Source organism: Acinetobacter pittii, from assembly GCF_034067285.1.
Classification (GTDB): Bacteria; Pseudomonadota; Gammaproteobacteria; order Pseudomonadales; family Moraxellaceae; genus Acinetobacter; species Acinetobacter pittii_E.
On the sequence record NZ_CP139286.1, the window covers coordinates 621,288 to 634,840 of the forward strand.

General features: G+C 39.3%; 13 protein-coding genes. 7 read left to right on the plus strand and 6 right to left on the minus strand.

What is annotated here, in order from left to right:
* Window positions 1-5 precede the first annotated feature (5 nt).
* Together rsmC and yicE are read right to left on the minus strand one after the other, a co-directional pair.
* Complete coding sequence (rsmC, locus tag SOI81_RS03015) at window positions 6-1,019, minus strand: methyltransferase (protein WP_239967335.1); 1,014 nt, start codon at window positions 1,017-1,019, stop codon at window positions 6-8.
* A 63-nt stretch (window positions 1,020-1,082) separates the two neighbouring features.
* Complete coding sequence (gene yicE, locus SOI81_RS03020; protein ID WP_320541218.1) at window positions 1,083-2,441, minus strand: uracil-xanthine permease family protein; 1,359 nt, start codon at window positions 2,439-2,441, stop codon at window positions 1,083-1,085.
* A gap of 178 nt (window positions 2,442-2,619) precedes the next feature.
* On the opposite strand from yicE, the gene typA reads away from it, so the two are divergent.
* From typA to SOI81_RS03035, 3 genes are all read left to right on the plus strand, one after another.
* Window positions 2,620-4,455 (plus strand): translational GTPase TypA, encoded by a 1,836-nt coding sequence (gene typA / locus SOI81_RS03025; RefSeq protein WP_002116501.1) that lies wholly within the window; start codon window positions 2,620-2,622, stop codon window positions 4,453-4,455.
* A gap of 257 nt (window positions 4,456-4,712) precedes the next feature.
* Window positions 4,713-5,144 (plus strand): large conductance mechanosensitive channel protein MscL, encoded by a 432-nt coding sequence (gene mscL, locus SOI81_RS03030; RefSeq protein ID WP_032055316.1) that lies wholly within the window; start codon window positions 4,713-4,715, stop codon window positions 5,142-5,144.
* 136 nt (window positions 5,145-5,280) lie between these two features.
* Window positions 5,281-5,634, plus strand: coding sequence for a gamma-glutamylcyclotransferase family protein (locus SOI81_RS03035; RefSeq protein ID WP_320541219.1), 354 nt, complete (start codon window positions 5,281-5,283; stop codon window positions 5,632-5,634).
* 10 nt (window positions 5,635-5,644) lie between these two features.
* Here SOI81_RS03035 and ppiC read toward each other — a convergent pair whose 3' ends face one another.
* Both ppiC and mutM read right to left on the minus strand, forming a co-directional pair.
* Window positions 5,645-5,935, minus strand: coding sequence for a peptidylprolyl isomerase (ppiC, locus tag SOI81_RS03040; protein WP_002051379.1), 291 nt, complete (start codon window positions 5,933-5,935; stop codon window positions 5,645-5,647).
* Window positions 5,936-5,954: 19 nt separating this feature from the next.
* Window positions 5,955-6,779 carry a bifunctional DNA-formamidopyrimidine glycosylase/DNA-(apurinic or apyrimidinic site) lyase gene (gene mutM, locus SOI81_RS03045; RefSeq protein WP_320541220.1) on the minus strand — a complete coding sequence of 275 codons (825 nt, stop codon included), beginning with the start codon at window positions 6,777-6,779 and terminating at the stop codon, window positions 5,955-5,957.
* Between the two features lie 75 nt (window positions 6,780-6,854).
* On the opposite strand from mutM, the gene SOI81_RS03050 reads away from it, so the two are divergent.
* From SOI81_RS03050 to mdcF, 4 genes are all read left to right on the plus strand, one after another.
* Window positions 6,855-7,421 (plus strand): DNA-3-methyladenine glycosylase, encoded by a 567-nt coding sequence (locus SOI81_RS03050; RefSeq protein ID WP_320541221.1) that lies wholly within the window; start codon window positions 6,855-6,857, stop codon window positions 7,419-7,421.
* Window positions 7,422-7,554: 133 nt separating this feature from the next.
* Window positions 7,555-9,684: a TonB-dependent receptor gene (gene yncD, locus SOI81_RS03055; RefSeq protein ID WP_320541222.1), complete on the plus strand. Its 2,130-nt coding sequence runs from the start codon at window positions 7,555-7,557 to the stop codon at window positions 9,682-9,684.
* Between the two features lie 9 nt (window positions 9,685-9,693).
* Complete coding sequence (locus SOI81_RS03060) at window positions 9,694-10,803, plus strand: NADH:flavin oxidoreductase/NADH oxidase (protein ID WP_239975418.1); 1,110 nt, start codon at window positions 9,694-9,696, stop codon at window positions 10,801-10,803.
* Window positions 10,804-10,859: 56 nt separating this feature from the next.
* The gene (mdcF, locus tag SOI81_RS03065) at window positions 10,860-11,783 is read left to right on the plus strand and encodes an AEC family transporter (RefSeq protein WP_320541223.1); all 924 of its coding nucleotides are present in this window, start codon (window positions 10,860-10,862) and stop codon (window positions 11,781-11,783) included.
* 33 nt (window positions 11,784-11,816) lie between these two features.
* Here mdcF and ybeQ read toward each other — a convergent pair whose 3' ends face one another.
* Both ybeQ and SOI81_RS03075 read right to left on the minus strand, forming a co-directional pair.
* Window positions 11,817-12,641 carry a tetratricopeptide repeat protein gene (gene ybeQ, locus SOI81_RS03070; protein WP_320541224.1) on the minus strand — a complete coding sequence of 275 codons (825 nt, stop codon included), beginning with the start codon at window positions 12,639-12,641 and terminating at the stop codon, window positions 11,817-11,819.
* A 183-nt stretch (window positions 12,642-12,824) separates the two neighbouring features.
* Window positions 12,825-13,535: a DsbC family protein gene (locus SOI81_RS03075; protein ID WP_320149943.1), complete on the minus strand. Its 711-nt coding sequence runs from the start codon at window positions 13,533-13,535 to the stop codon at window positions 12,825-12,827.
* Window positions 13,536-13,553: the final 18 nt, after the last annotated feature.

Consider the following 13,553-nt stretch of genomic DNA (forward strand, 5'->3'; position numbering starts at 1 on the left):
GTTTGTTATGCACAGGCATATAACACCTTAAAGCCTTGAAGATCAGTTTTAATCTGGCACTGACCAAAGTGCTTCTCAATTAAGATCGGATAGTTTAAAAAACGGTTTGCTACAATCCATAGCTCACCTGATGCCTTTAAATGTTTTTTAGCGTTTTGGCAGAGTCCTTCACTTGCATCATAGTTGGTATGAATACCTTGATGGAAAGGGGGATTACTGACAATGGCATCGAGTTCTGTTGGAGCGTCTGCAATACCTGTAACAGGCTGCAATCTCAACTGGTCTGAACCTATTCCATTTCGACTAAAAGTCATTTCCGTTGACCGTAAAGCGAAAGCATCAATATCTAGGGCATGAATAATATTACTTGAATTTATTTTTGCCAAATAGCAACTGATAATTCCAGCACCACACCCGAAGTCGGCAATTCTACCTGATTTCACCTGATTAAGATAAGGGAGTAAAACAGCAGTTCCGATATCGAGATGATTTTGGCTAAAAACACCCGGAAGGGCACAAATCGTAAGCTCTTGTTCATTCACCTGAACAGTGTAACTTTTGAGCCAGCTTTCTAGAGGTTTAAGTTGTTCTGTTTTTTCAATCTTTAAGTGCCATAGCTGACAATGGCGTGCACTATCGAGTTTAAGTACTTTACCAAAGCTTTGTAATTGTTTGGCAGCACGTTCAACACCACCCTTTTTTTCACCCACTAAAAAAACAGACTGATCAGTTTTCAGATTGCTCATGACTACATGCAATATGTAATTTAATAGTTCTTTAGATTTGGGAACAAAAATAACGGCTTGATCGAATTCTTGTAATGGGAACTCAACTGAGAAATGCGCATTTGTTCCATTATTTATAAAGCCTTGATAGTCAGCATGATTCCACGTCCAGACTGACGCATCAGTCTCGGCTGGTAATTGACTGACTAGGGCATCATTCGGTGCATTAATTAACAAGATTTTACCTTTTAAGTAGTCTTGTTGTCTCAATACCACTTCACTTCTAGGATCCATGTACATCTCTCATGAAGAAGAATGCCCAGTGGAAACTGGGCAGTAATCAAAATTAAAAAATAGTTATTTGTGTGTTTCAGGGAGGACAACATTTAAAATTAATGCTGCGATACCGCCTGTCGCTACGCCAGAGCTAAAAATATTTTTAAATAATTCTGGTAGGTGTTCCAAAATTTGAGGAACTTGAGCAACACCTAAACCTAGTGCAAGTGAAATTGCGATAATTAAAAGTGCTCGGCGGTCTAAGTGAATAGATGAGAGGATGTTAATACCTGATGCAGCCACGGCACCGAACATGACCATCACAGCGCCTCCTAAAACAGCTTGAGGAACTGCTTGTATTACACCAGCTACTGCGGGAAATAAACCTAATAAAATAAGTAAAGCAGCAATCCAGATACCTACATAACGACTTGCTACGCCAGTGAGTTGGATTACTCCATTATTTTGAGCAAAAACAGAACTAGGGAAGGTGTTAAATAAACCTGCGAGTAAAGAGTTTGCACCATTTACTAAAACACCACCTTTAATACGTTTCATCCATTCAGGACCATTAACAGGTTGGTTTGAAAGTTTACTGGTTGCAGTAACGTCACCAATCGCTTCTAAAGAAGTGACTAAGTAGATAAAAGCCATTGGGATGAATAAGCCCCAAGAAAAGCTTAACCCAAAGTGCATTGGTGTTGGAATTTGTACAAGAGGGGCATCTTTAATACCTGAGAAATCCAGGTATCCCATAAATCCTGCAAGAATGTAACCAATGACTAAAGCAATTAAGATTGCCGAACTTTTAATCCATACCACTCGAATACGATTTAGAATGATAATAATGGCAAGGACTGTACATGACATAATAAGGTTGTCTGCACTTGCAAAAGTATGGTCTTGCATGGCTTGATAACCACCACCCATGCTAATCAAGCCTTCCTTAATAAGCGTTAAGCCAATTAATAAAACAACAATACCGGTTACTAAAGGAGTAATTAGTCTTTTTACCCATGGAAGAATCTGGGAAACACCCATTTCAATGAATGAGCCAGCAATTACTACACCGAAAATTGCAGCCATAACTTGGTTTACTGGCGTTCCTGCGGCAACCATTGCACTACCAATACTAATAATTGGACCAATAAAGTTAAAACTTGTACCTTGAACAATCAAAAGACCTGCACCGAACGGGCCGACTTTTTTACATTGTAAAAATGTAGCAATACCGGAAATCACCAAAGACATCGATAAAATCATGTTGGTTTCGGTACGTGACACACCTAAAGCTAAACAAATTAAAAGCCCAGGTGTAACAATTGGTACAATAATCGCAAGTAAATGCTGGAACGCTGCTAAAAAAGCGACCAAAGGTTTTGGACGATCATCTAAGCCATAAACGAGGTCAAGATGGTCTTGAGAGTGTTGATTGGACATGGGTGTAGGTACGCCGCAATTTCGCAAATTGGCGCTATTCTAATCGAGATACCTATCTTTACAAAACGAAATACAGGCTATTAGAAAATTTTTTTGTCAATGTCAATAAACTGTCACTACTCAAGAGTAGTGTTTTTCTGTATAATTTGCCCTCAAATTTCAGGCGTTTCGAATTTTCATGTCAGATATCAAAAATCTCCGTAATATCGCAATTATTGCGCACGTCGACCACGGGAAAACCACACTTGTCGATAAACTACTTCAGCAATCTGGTGCTCTCGGTGAACGAGCAGGCGAGATTGAGCGTGTCATGGACTCAAATGCGCTTGAAAGTGAACGTGGTATTACCATTCTTGCAAAGAACACTTCTATTACTTGGTTAGATAAACGTACTGATACAACTTACCGTATCAACATCGTAGATACCCCGGGACACGCCGACTTCGGTGGTGAAGTAGAACGTGTAATGTCGATGGTTGACTGCGTATTACTTTTAGTTGACTCTCAAGAAGGCCCAATGCCACAAACTCGTTTTGTGACACAAAAAGCCTTTGCTCGTGGTTTAAAACCAATTGTTATTATTAACAAAGTAGACAAACCAAGTGCACGTCCAGATTGGGTTATTGATCAAGTATTTGATTTATTTGATAACCTTGGTGCAACTGACGAGCAATTAGATTTCCCAATCGTTTATGCATCAGGTTTACGTGGTGTAGCGGGTCCTGCTCCTGAAGAACTTGCAGAAGACATGACTCCGTTGTTTGAAACGATTGTAGACATCGTTGAACCACCAGCAGTTGATGTTGATGGTCCATTCCAAATGCAGATTTCATCACTTGACTATAACAGCTTCGTAGGTGTTATCGGTGTTGGTCGTATTCAACGTGGTTCAGTAAAATTAAATACTCCTGTTACTGTAATTGACAAAGAAGGCAATACACGTAACGGTCGTATCTTAAAAATCATGGGTTACCATGGTTTAGAGCGTATCGATGTTGAATCAGCATCTGCTGGTGATATCGTATGTATTACTGGTATCGACGCACTTAACATTTCTGACACGATTTGTGATCCGAAAAATGTTGAAGCATTACCAGCTTTATCTGTAGATGAACCTACAGTATCTATGACTTTCCAAGTAAACAACTCTCCGTTTGCTGGTAAAGAAGGTAAATTCGTAACTTCACGTAATATCCGTGAACGTCTTGACCGCGAATTAATTCATAACGTAGCGTTACGTGTTGAAGACACTGACAGTCCAGACCGTTTCAAAGTATCTGGCCGTGGTGAACTTCACCTTTCAGTTTTAATTGAAAACATGCGTCGCGAAGGTTTTGAAATGGGCGTATCACGTCCACAAGTAATCATCAAAGAAATTGATGGTGAAAGACAAGAGCCTTACGAAAACGTAACTTTTGACGTTGAAGAACAGCATCAAGGCGCTGTAATGGAACAAATGGGTCACCGTAAGGGCGAGATGACCAATATGGAAGTTGACGGTAAAGGCCGTATCCGTATTGAAGCAACTGTACCTTCACGTGGTTTGATCGGTTTCCGTTCTGAATTCTTGACCATGACTTCTGGTACAGGGATCATGACTTCAAGCTTCTCGCATTATGGTCCTGTTAAACAAGGTACTGTTGCGAAACGTCAAAACGGTGTATTGATTTCTATGGTTCAAGGTACTTGCTTGGGCTATGCATTGTTCAGCTTACAAGACCGTGGTCGTTTGTTCGCTAAACCACAGTTAGAAGTTTACGAAGGTATGATCGTGGGTATTAACTCTCGTTCAGACGATATGGTTGTAAACCCAACTAAAGCGAAACAATTAACTAACGTTCGTGCATCTGGTACAGATGATGCTTTAACTTTAGTACCTGCAATTGAATATACGCTTGAACAAGCGCTTGAATTCATTGAAGATGACGAATTAGTTGAAGTAACACCTAAATCAATTCGTATCCGTAAGCGTTACTTGACTGAAAATGAACGTAAACGTAACCGTGATAAATAATTTTTCTTAACTGAAAAAGAAAAAACCGCTAAATTCGTTTAGCGGTTTTTTTATTGATTACTGGTAAAGCTGAAAGTAAACTTAAAGTCATATTTTTCTTGTAAGCAAATATGTTGTTAAAGTGTGAAATAGCTTTCTTTTTTTGAAAAAAATATTAAATTATCAATATCATGGCGAGTACTATCTAGACGGATAAGAGGCCAGTGAAAAAAGAAAAATATGATGTGTTCCTCCCCCCTACATCTGGAGATGTTTAGATGAGTATTATTCAAGAATTTAAAGAATTTGCCATTAAAGGCAATATGATGGATTTAGCCATTGGTGTGATTATTGGTGGTGCTTTTGGCAAAATCGTGGACTCTTTAGTTAAAGATATCATCATGCCGCTTATCACTGTAATTACTGGTGGTGGTGTTGATTTCTCTCAAAAGTTTATTGTGTTAGGTGCAAATCCTAATAACTTACAATCTTTAGATGCCTTACAAAAAGCAGGTATCAACGTATTAACCTATGGTAACTTCCTCACCATTTTAATTAACTTCCTGATTTTAGCTTGGGTTGTGTTCTTGATGGTGAAATTATTAAACAGACTTCGCCGTGATAAGAATGAGCCAGAAGCTCCAGCTGCAACTCCTGAAGATGTTCAGTTATTGCGTGAAATTCGTGATGAGTTGAAAAAACAAGCTTAATAAAATTTGAAATAAAAAACGGTACCAAGAGTACCGTTTTTTATTAATGAGTATTTTATGCTGAACTATAGATATTGTTAAAATTATCAAAGTACAGATATGCTTAATTACGTATATTTAAAAAGGATATAAATGAATGAATCAGCTTTTTGTGTATGGCACTTTATGTCCAAATCAAGCAAACGCTCATATTTTAGAGCAGATTGGTGGTAACTGGACGAAAGCTAGTGTACGAGGAGTGATCCATATTTTAGATTGGGGGCCAGACAAAGGTTTAAAAGCGCTTGAGTTAGATTCGCAAGCAGGTTGGGTAGAGGGCTACTTATTTAGCTCTGAAAAATTGGCTGAAAATTGGCAGATGCTAGATGATTTTGAAGGTTTTCAATATCAACGTGTAATCGCAGATGTAAAACTAGAATCAGGTGAGTATGTTAAAGCCTGGACATATCAAATGAATGCGCAGGCGCAAGTTTCTGAAAAAAATAATTAAAATAATGGAATCAACGTAAGCTACCCATTCTGAATTTAACTTCTAAAAGATGATAACCAAATTGGCTTTTGATTGGGCCTTGCAGCACACGTTCAGCAGCTGTAAAAACAACTTTATCAATAACAGGCACCAATTGCCCTTTTTTGACTTCGCCAAGTTCACCGCCACGCTTTGCCGAGTTACAGGTGGAATATTGTTTAGCAAGCTTGGCAAAATCAGCACCACTTTGTAGCTTCTTTTTTAGCTGTTCGGCTAAGTCTTTATCTTTGACTAAAATATGTCGGACAATTGCTGTTTGCATGTTGTCTTTCTCCAAAAAATTAAGGCTTTCTCAGCTTTTTAAGCGGTTGGCACTGTGGACAAAATACGCTGGCACGCTGACCAAGTTTCAAGTTTTCTAATGTGGTTTCACAGTTAACACACATTTCTCCAGCACGACCATACGCAAGCAATGTTTGCTGAAAATAACCATTTTCTCCCATGGCATTGCTGTAGTCTCGTAAAGTCGAGCCACCTAACTCAATTGCCGACTTTAAAATACGTTTAATCTCGACAACCAGTTTCTCAATTTGTTGCATGCTTAAATCACCAGCGGGCTGGGCTGGGTGAATACCCACATTAAACAAGCTTTCGGTTGCATAGATATTGCCTACACCGACTACAACATGGTTATCCATAAGTGCAATTTTTATGCCGACAGCTTTGTTTTTAAGTTTGGAAGCTAGATATTCTGCATGAAAGTCGTTACTTAAAGGTTCAGGCCCTAAAGTATCTATAAGTTTGCCTTGAGTTTCTGGGGTAAGCCAAAGAATACAGCCGAAACGACGTGGGTCATGATAGCGTAACTGTTGATCTTCAAATTGAATAATCAGATGATCATGTTTTCTCAGTTCATCGTTCGGTTGACACAGGCGAAAGCTACCTGACATTCCTAAATGCCAAAGCATTTGATCTTGTTCAAATTCTGCCAAAATATATTTTGAACGTCGATTTAAGCCAATCAGACGTTGTCCAATAAGTTTTTGAACATCATCTGGTATAGGCCAACGTAAACTTGGGTTACGTACCTCTACACTTTGAACTTTTTGATTCAATAGCGGAAATAAACTGGTTTTGGTTGTTTCGACTTCGGGTAACTCAGGCATGCCAACTCGCAGAATTAACAGATATACTGGATTAATCAAGTATAACGTGTGGTATGTAATATTTCAGAGATTACTATGTCAGATATTTTACCATTAAGCTGGTTTCAACGTGAAACCTCAGAAGTGGCTTATGATTTAATCGGTTGCGTATTGTGTAAGCGGCAACCTGATGGTCAAGTCATCCGTTGCACAATTAGTGAAACAGAAGCTTATTTGGGTGTTCGCGATAAAGCTTGCCACAGCTATAATGACAAACGGACAGTACGAACAGATGTAATGTATCGCCCTGGTGGTACGATTTACGTCTACTTAATTTATGGCATGTATGAAATGCTTAATCTTATTACTCAGACAGAAGGCGTTCCTGAAGGGGTAATGATTCGTTCTGCATTTTTAAGTGGTGCTTCAACCAAAAAAGATTATAAGCTTTTGGCTGGACCGGGCAAATTGACACGTTATTTAGGCATTGATCGATCTTTAAAAGGCCAGACTTTGGGTGAAGAATCTGGTTTGTGGGTTGAAGCGGCATCAACGCAGCCAGAAGTAGAATTGACGCCACGTATTGGAATTGATTATGCCGAAGAGGCAAAAGATTGGCCTGAACGATATTGCTGGAAAGATCATCCATCTTTGAGTCGATAATTTTAATCTGGAAGTAAATTTTTGGATATTGATGAGGATTGTTCCAGATTTACAACAATACAGACCGAATTCAATAGCCAGACAAGACACTGCTTTTGTTATCATAACTACAATATAAATAAAGGAAATAAGCATGTCCTTATTACGCTTAGACCGACTTCATTACTGTATTTTGATGAGTATGGGCTGTATTTCTAGCCCGATTGTGTGGGCAGAAGACTTAAATTCAGACGTGGCCAAATTGCCAACTTTACATGTGGAAGCGACACGTACCGATACAACCTATTTGCAAACACCAGCTTCGGTTTTTCGAATAGATGCACCTCAAGTCGATACTTCTTCACAAGTAAATTTAACTGAAGTTGTGAAGGGTGTACCGAGTTTACAGCTTCGCAATCGTGAAAATTATGCTCAAGATTTACAATTGTCTATGCGTGGTTTTGGTGCACGTTCCACTTTTGGTGTCCGTGGTATTCGTCTATATGTGGATGGTATTCCTGCGACAATGCCAGATGGACAAGGCCAAACGTCTAATATCGATTTAAGTAGTTTGGATCATGTGGAAGTTCTAACGGGACCTTTTTCTTCACTTTATGGAAACTCATCGGGCGGGACAATTTTAACGACTACTAAAGAAGGGCAAGGGAAGGACTCAATTGAGCTGAGCTATTCGGGAGGCAGCCACGATAAAAGCAGAGCAGGACTCGTGCTACAAGGTGGGGCAAAGAGTGCGAATGAACCAAACTATGTTATTAGTTCATCATATTTCGATACGGATGGTTACCGAGAACATAGCGGTGCAGAAAAAGTATTAAACAATGCAAAGCTCAGTTGGAATCTTGATGATGGTAGTAAAATCAACTGGGTAACCAATTATGTCAAAATCCATGCAGACGATCCGCAGGGCTTGACCCGTGAGCAGTGGAATGCCAATCCGAAGCAACAAGTCCCATTTTTAAAGCAATTTAATGTCCGTAAAGATATTGAGCAGACTCAAACGGGGGTGACTTGGTCTAAACCGATTAATGATAAAAATGAACTCTATGCCATGGCATATTTAGGCAATCGTCAAGTCACTCAATATCAATCTATCCCTAAGTCAACACAAGATGCGAATGTAAACCATGCGGGTGGAGTGATTGATTTTGAGCGTAATTATTATGGTGCCGATTTCCGTTGGACAGGTAAAGAGTTACTTCCGAATACCACTGTAAGCGTTGGTGTTGCACTTGATGCAATGGATGAAGACCGTAAAGGTTTCGAAAACTTTAATTTAGTAAACGGTCAGCCTTCTTATGGCGTCAAAGGTAATCTACGCCGTGATGAAGACAATACTTTGTGGAATATTGACCCCTATTTGCAAGCTTCATGGCAGTTCTTACCAACATGGCGTTTAGATACAGGTGTACGCTATAGCAATGTCCACTATAAGTCGGAAGATAACTATTTAAGCAATGGCGATGATAGTGGTAAGACTGATTATAATAAAGTTTTACCTTCTGCTGCTTTAAGCTGGCAAATTATACCTGTGCTTATGGCCTATGTAAGTTATGCCAAAGGCTTTGAAACACCCACTTTTACTGAAATGGCATATCGACCAGACGGCAAAAGTGGTTTTAATTTTGATTTAACGGCATCAACAAGCGATACCTATGAAACGGGCTTAAAATCACAAAACTATTTAGGTGATTTTACTTTGGCGGTATTCCAGACTAAAACCAAAGATGACATCGTTTCTGCTGGTAGCTCAAATGGCCGATCAACTTTCCGCAATGCAGATAAAACCTTGCGTGAGGGGGTAGAATTTGCATGGAATAAAAAGTTATGGAGAGATTTAACAGCGACTGCAAGCTATACATATTTAGATGCAACTTTTGATGCTGATATTCCAGCTTTAGGGAATATTGCTCAAATTCCATCAGGCAATGCCATTCCTGGAATTGCCAAAAACCAAGCTTATGCCTCTTTGGCTTGGCAGCCATCGCACGGTCTATATGGTGGTGTAGATGTACAGTATATGGATAAAGTATACGTGAATGATACCAACAGTGACGCAGCACCGAGCTACAGTGTAACCTCAGCTAATGTTGGTTATGCATGGGTAATGGGCGATTGGAAAGTGAATAGCTTTGCCCGTGTCGATAACCTATTTGATAAAAACTATGCAGGTTCAGTGATCGTAAATGATGGTAATGGACGCTACTTTGAACCAGCGGATGGACGTAACTGGAGTGCAGGTTTACGTGTAATTAAGCAATTCTAGGAATTAAAAATGGCAAAATTATTTGAAACGGTTAACTTTGGTTCACTACAACTGGTCAATAGAATTGTAATTGCTCCGATGTGCCAATATTCGGCAACAGATGACGGTGAAATTACCTATTGGCATGAACAGCAATGGGCAAATTATGCATTGTCTGGTGCAGGGCTCTGTATTGTGGAGGCGACTGCTGTACAGCCTGAAGGTCGAATTAGCTATGCTGACCTTGGACTGTGGAATGATCAGCAACGTGACCAAATCAAAACGTTGTTAGCTAAGGTTCATACACTTTCACCGATGCCATTTGGAATTCAGTTAGCACATGCAGGCCGTAAAGCATCTACTGAAAAACCGTGGTTAGGTAAAGGTCAGATTGCAAAAGATCAGCCTCATGGTTGGCAAACGGTTGCTCCAAGTGAAAGTACCTTTTCAGTGCATGATGCAGCGCCCCATGCTTTGACCATTGCTGAGATTAAAGAAGTTCAACAAGACTTTGCTGCAGCTGCAAAACGTGCAGTAGAGGCTGGATTTGAGTTGATTGAAATTCATGCGGCGCACGGTTACTTACTACATCAATTCTTATCGCCAATTGCCAATCAGCGAACTGATGAATATGGTGGTTCTTTAGAAAACCGTATGCGTATGACCCTTGAGGTTCTTCAGGCAATTAAACTCGCTGTACCAGAAGGCTATCCTGTAGGTGTTAGATTGTCTGCGACCGATTGGTTAGAAAGTATTGAGCATTGGGATATTGAGTCTACAGTGGGTTTATCAAAAGCTTTAGAGCAATTGGGCGCAGCATACGTGCATGTGTCTAGTGGTGGTTTGCACGAGCATCAATCTATTACGATTGGGGCGGGCTACCAAGTTCCTTTTGCTGAACAAGTCAAAAAGCATGTGTCTATTCCAGTCATTGCTGTAGGGTTAATTACTGAGCCAGAACACGCTGAACAAATTTTGGAAAACCAGCAAGCCGATGCTATTGGTCTTGCTCGTGCAATGTTATATGACCCAAGATGGCCTTGGCATGCAGCAGCCGCTTTAGGTGCAGAAGTTAAAATTGCACCTCAGTATTTGCGTTGCCAACCTCATGGATTAAAACAGCTTTTTAACTCTTTTTAATTGTATTGGGCAAAGTCATCTTTGCCCATTTTTCTTTCGCTAAGTGAGGACGGTCAGTGGTTTTTCAGGTTATTTTACCTATCTTGATATTGCTATTGATGGGCTATGTTTGTGTTCTCATCAAATTGGTAACACCTGAACAAATCAGGGTACTTAGCGCATTCGTAATTAAAATCTCCTTACCCGCATTTTTAATTCACTCCTTGGCAAATAAAAACTTACAAGACATTTGGCACCCCGCTTACTTTATTGCTTATGGCGGAGGGTCCTTAATTTTATTTTTCTTGGCTTTTGTCCTCTATCGAAAATATTTTAAAAATAGCTTAACTCATAGCGCCGTCATCTCGATGGGCGCATCTATGTCCAATACTGGATTTATGGGAACAGCTATTTTAACCATGCTGATAGGTAATCATGCTGCGATCTATATTTCTTTAACACTTATTATTGAAAATTTATTGATTGTGGCACTGATGCTCATTTTGGCTGAAGCTGGTTTACATCAACAGCAAAATCTTTTACCGCTTTTAAAACAGACATTTTTAAACTTACTTAAGAATCCTGTCATTATCGCTATTTTGGTTGGGATGGGATGCATTCTTTTAGATGTTAATCTTCCTGCAACGCTTGACCAGTCTTTAGAGTTACTTGGACTTACAGCTTCGCCTTTAGCCTTGTTTGCCATTGGCGGAAGTTTAGTAGGTATTGGAATAACAACGGTAAATATAGAAAGCATTTTGTTGGCGATATTGAAAGTTATCCTCATGCCATCCGTGATTTTTTCACTCTTTTTGATCACTCCCAATGTAAGTCGTGAAATGCTTTATGCAGGAACATTAATTGCTGCTTTACCAATGCCGATTGCTTTTGGAATTTTTGGACAAGCCTATGGCTTAAATGAAAAAGCATTAACACCGCTTATGATTAGTACGATTGTTGGTTTTATTGGTGTTAGCGGGCTGATTGCTTTGTGGTGGTAAAAGAAAAGCCCCATGAGGGGCTTATATCATTCATTATTTTTTCGGTACTGGCTGTGTTGGAGCATTGGCAGCCTGTTTGCTCTTTTCTGCAATAATCTTATCAACCGAAGCTAACGATTCTTTAGCATTTGGAACATTTTGATTGGCAAGTTCAGTAAAAATCTTTTTTGCTTGCGGTAGATTTTGCGGAATGATATTGCCATTTGCCATCATGGTTGCTAAAGCCATAGAAGCAGGTGCATAACCTTTTTGTGCAATTGACTGTAAAGCCTCAATGCCTTGGCGTTTCATTAAAGGATTTTTATTTTCAACCCCTTGGCTAATATCGTAAAGTGCTTTGACCTGAATCGCAGGGTAGTTGCCTTTTCGAATTAAAGGTGCCAATTTTTGCAGGGCGATTTGATGTGACTGCGATTTTTTCTGAGCAAATAAAATCGTCGCAATTTTTACAGTTGCATCATCAGAACCTTGAGCAGATGCCTTTTGAACATATTGACTGAATTTATTGCTATCTTTAGCAACACCTAATTCACCAGTCTCATAAATTTGTGCAAGCGTGTAACTTGCTTGGGCGTAGCCTTTATTTGAAGCGTCTTCATAGTATTTAAGGGCTTTAGAAGAGTCTTTTGCTGTACCTTGGCCCATTTGAGTCATATAGCCTAAGTTATAGATAGCTTGGGCATTACCTGATTGGGCTAAGCGTTGCATTTCCTGAAATGCAGCAGAATAATTTTTTGCTGCATAGAGTTGTTCAGCTTGTTTGAAAACATCGGTTTTCGCAGCAGTCGCTGTGTTATCAGCTGCAAAAATTGATGCACTTGAAAGGGTGATTAGGCTTGCGATTAGTAATTTCTTCATTTCTTTTTAACCTTTTACTTTGTAGCTACATCAATCCATTGATGCATTAAAGAGTTTCAATTTCTCATCATAAATATTGATTGATGAAAGTAAACAGCCGATTTGTATATAAAGCACTGCACTTTGGGCAAATTGTGGAGAAAAATACCCACCCACATTCATAAAATGGAGTGGGTAATATTGTTATTTTGCTGACTGAAGTAATGCTTCAATTTGCTTGGCATCAGTTGGTACACCAGAGAGTCTTTGGCCATCTTGCAAGAACAGAGTAGGTGTTCCATCGATATTTAATTTTTGACCTAAAGCGATATTTTTCTGAATTGGGCTTGAGCAACTTTTGCTATTTGTTGGCAATTTGCGATTAAGCATGTAGTTTGTCCAAGCTTCTGCCGGATTTTTTGAACACCAGATTTGATTTGAAACTTTTTCAGCATTTGGATGCAAACTGGTGAGAGGATAAAGGAATACATATACCGTTACGTTATCAACCCCAACCATATTTTGTTCTAGACGCTGGCAATATGGGCAATCAGGGTCACTAAAGATATAGATCGTACGTTCGCCTTTACCTTTTACATATTTAATGGCCTGATTTAATGGCAAACTTTTAACGTCAATCTTACCCAATTCGGCAATTCGTTCTTCAGTCATATTTTTTTGTTGTTTGATGTCGACTAAATTACCAACAAAAAAGTACTTCGCATCTTGGTTTGTATAGACAATGCGGCCGCTTGTATACACTTCATAAATACCTTGTACAGGAGATTGATAAACACCTTTTACAGGCAAATCGGGATAATTCGTCTTAAGATTTTGTTCAAGTGTTTTAACATCAGCGTGAGCAGAACCGAAAATAGCCAGACCCAACATGAGTGTAGCAAGTTTAGTTTTCATCTTTTTTCTCTTGAATTA

Bases quoted from the DNA above. Each gene is read 5' to 3' on its own strand.
- rsmC (WP_239967335.1), bottom strand. From the start codon at position 1,019: ATGGATCCTAGAAGTGAAGTGGTATTGAGACAACAAGACTACTTAAAA.
- yicE (WP_320541218.1), bottom strand. From the start codon at position 2,441: ATGTCCAATCAACACTCTCAAGACCATCTTGACCTCGTTTATGGCTTA.
- typA (WP_002116501.1), top strand. From the start codon at position 2,620: ATGTCAGATATCAAAAATCTCCGTAATATCGCAATTATTGCGCACGTC.
- mscL (WP_032055316.1), top strand. From the start codon at position 4,713: ATGAGTATTATTCAAGAATTTAAAGAATTTGCCATTAAAGGCAATATG.
- SOI81_RS03035 (WP_320541219.1), top strand. From the start codon at position 5,281: ATGAATCAGCTTTTTGTGTATGGCACTTTATGTCCAAATCAAGCAAAC.
- ppiC (WP_002051379.1), bottom strand. From the start codon at position 5,935: ATGCAAACAGCAATTGTCCGACATATTTTAGTCAAAGATAAAGACTTA.
- mutM (WP_320541220.1), bottom strand. From the start codon at position 6,779: ATGCCTGAGTTACCCGAAGTCGAAACAACCAAAACCAGTTTATTTCCG.
- SOI81_RS03050 (WP_320541221.1), top strand. From the start codon at position 6,855: ATGTCAGATATTTTACCATTAAGCTGGTTTCAACGTGAAACCTCAGAA.
- yncD (WP_320541222.1), top strand. From the start codon at position 7,555: ATGTCCTTATTACGCTTAGACCGACTTCATTACTGTATTTTGATGAGT.
- SOI81_RS03060 (WP_239975418.1), top strand. From the start codon at position 9,694: ATGGCAAAATTATTTGAAACGGTTAACTTTGGTTCACTACAACTGGTC.
- ybeQ (WP_320541224.1), bottom strand. From the start codon at position 12,641: ATGAAGAAATTACTAATCGCAAGCCTAATCACCCTTTCAAGTGCATCA.
- SOI81_RS03075 (WP_320149943.1), bottom strand. From the start codon at position 13,535: ATGAAAACTAAACTTGCTACACTCATGTTGGGTCTGGCTATTTTCGGT.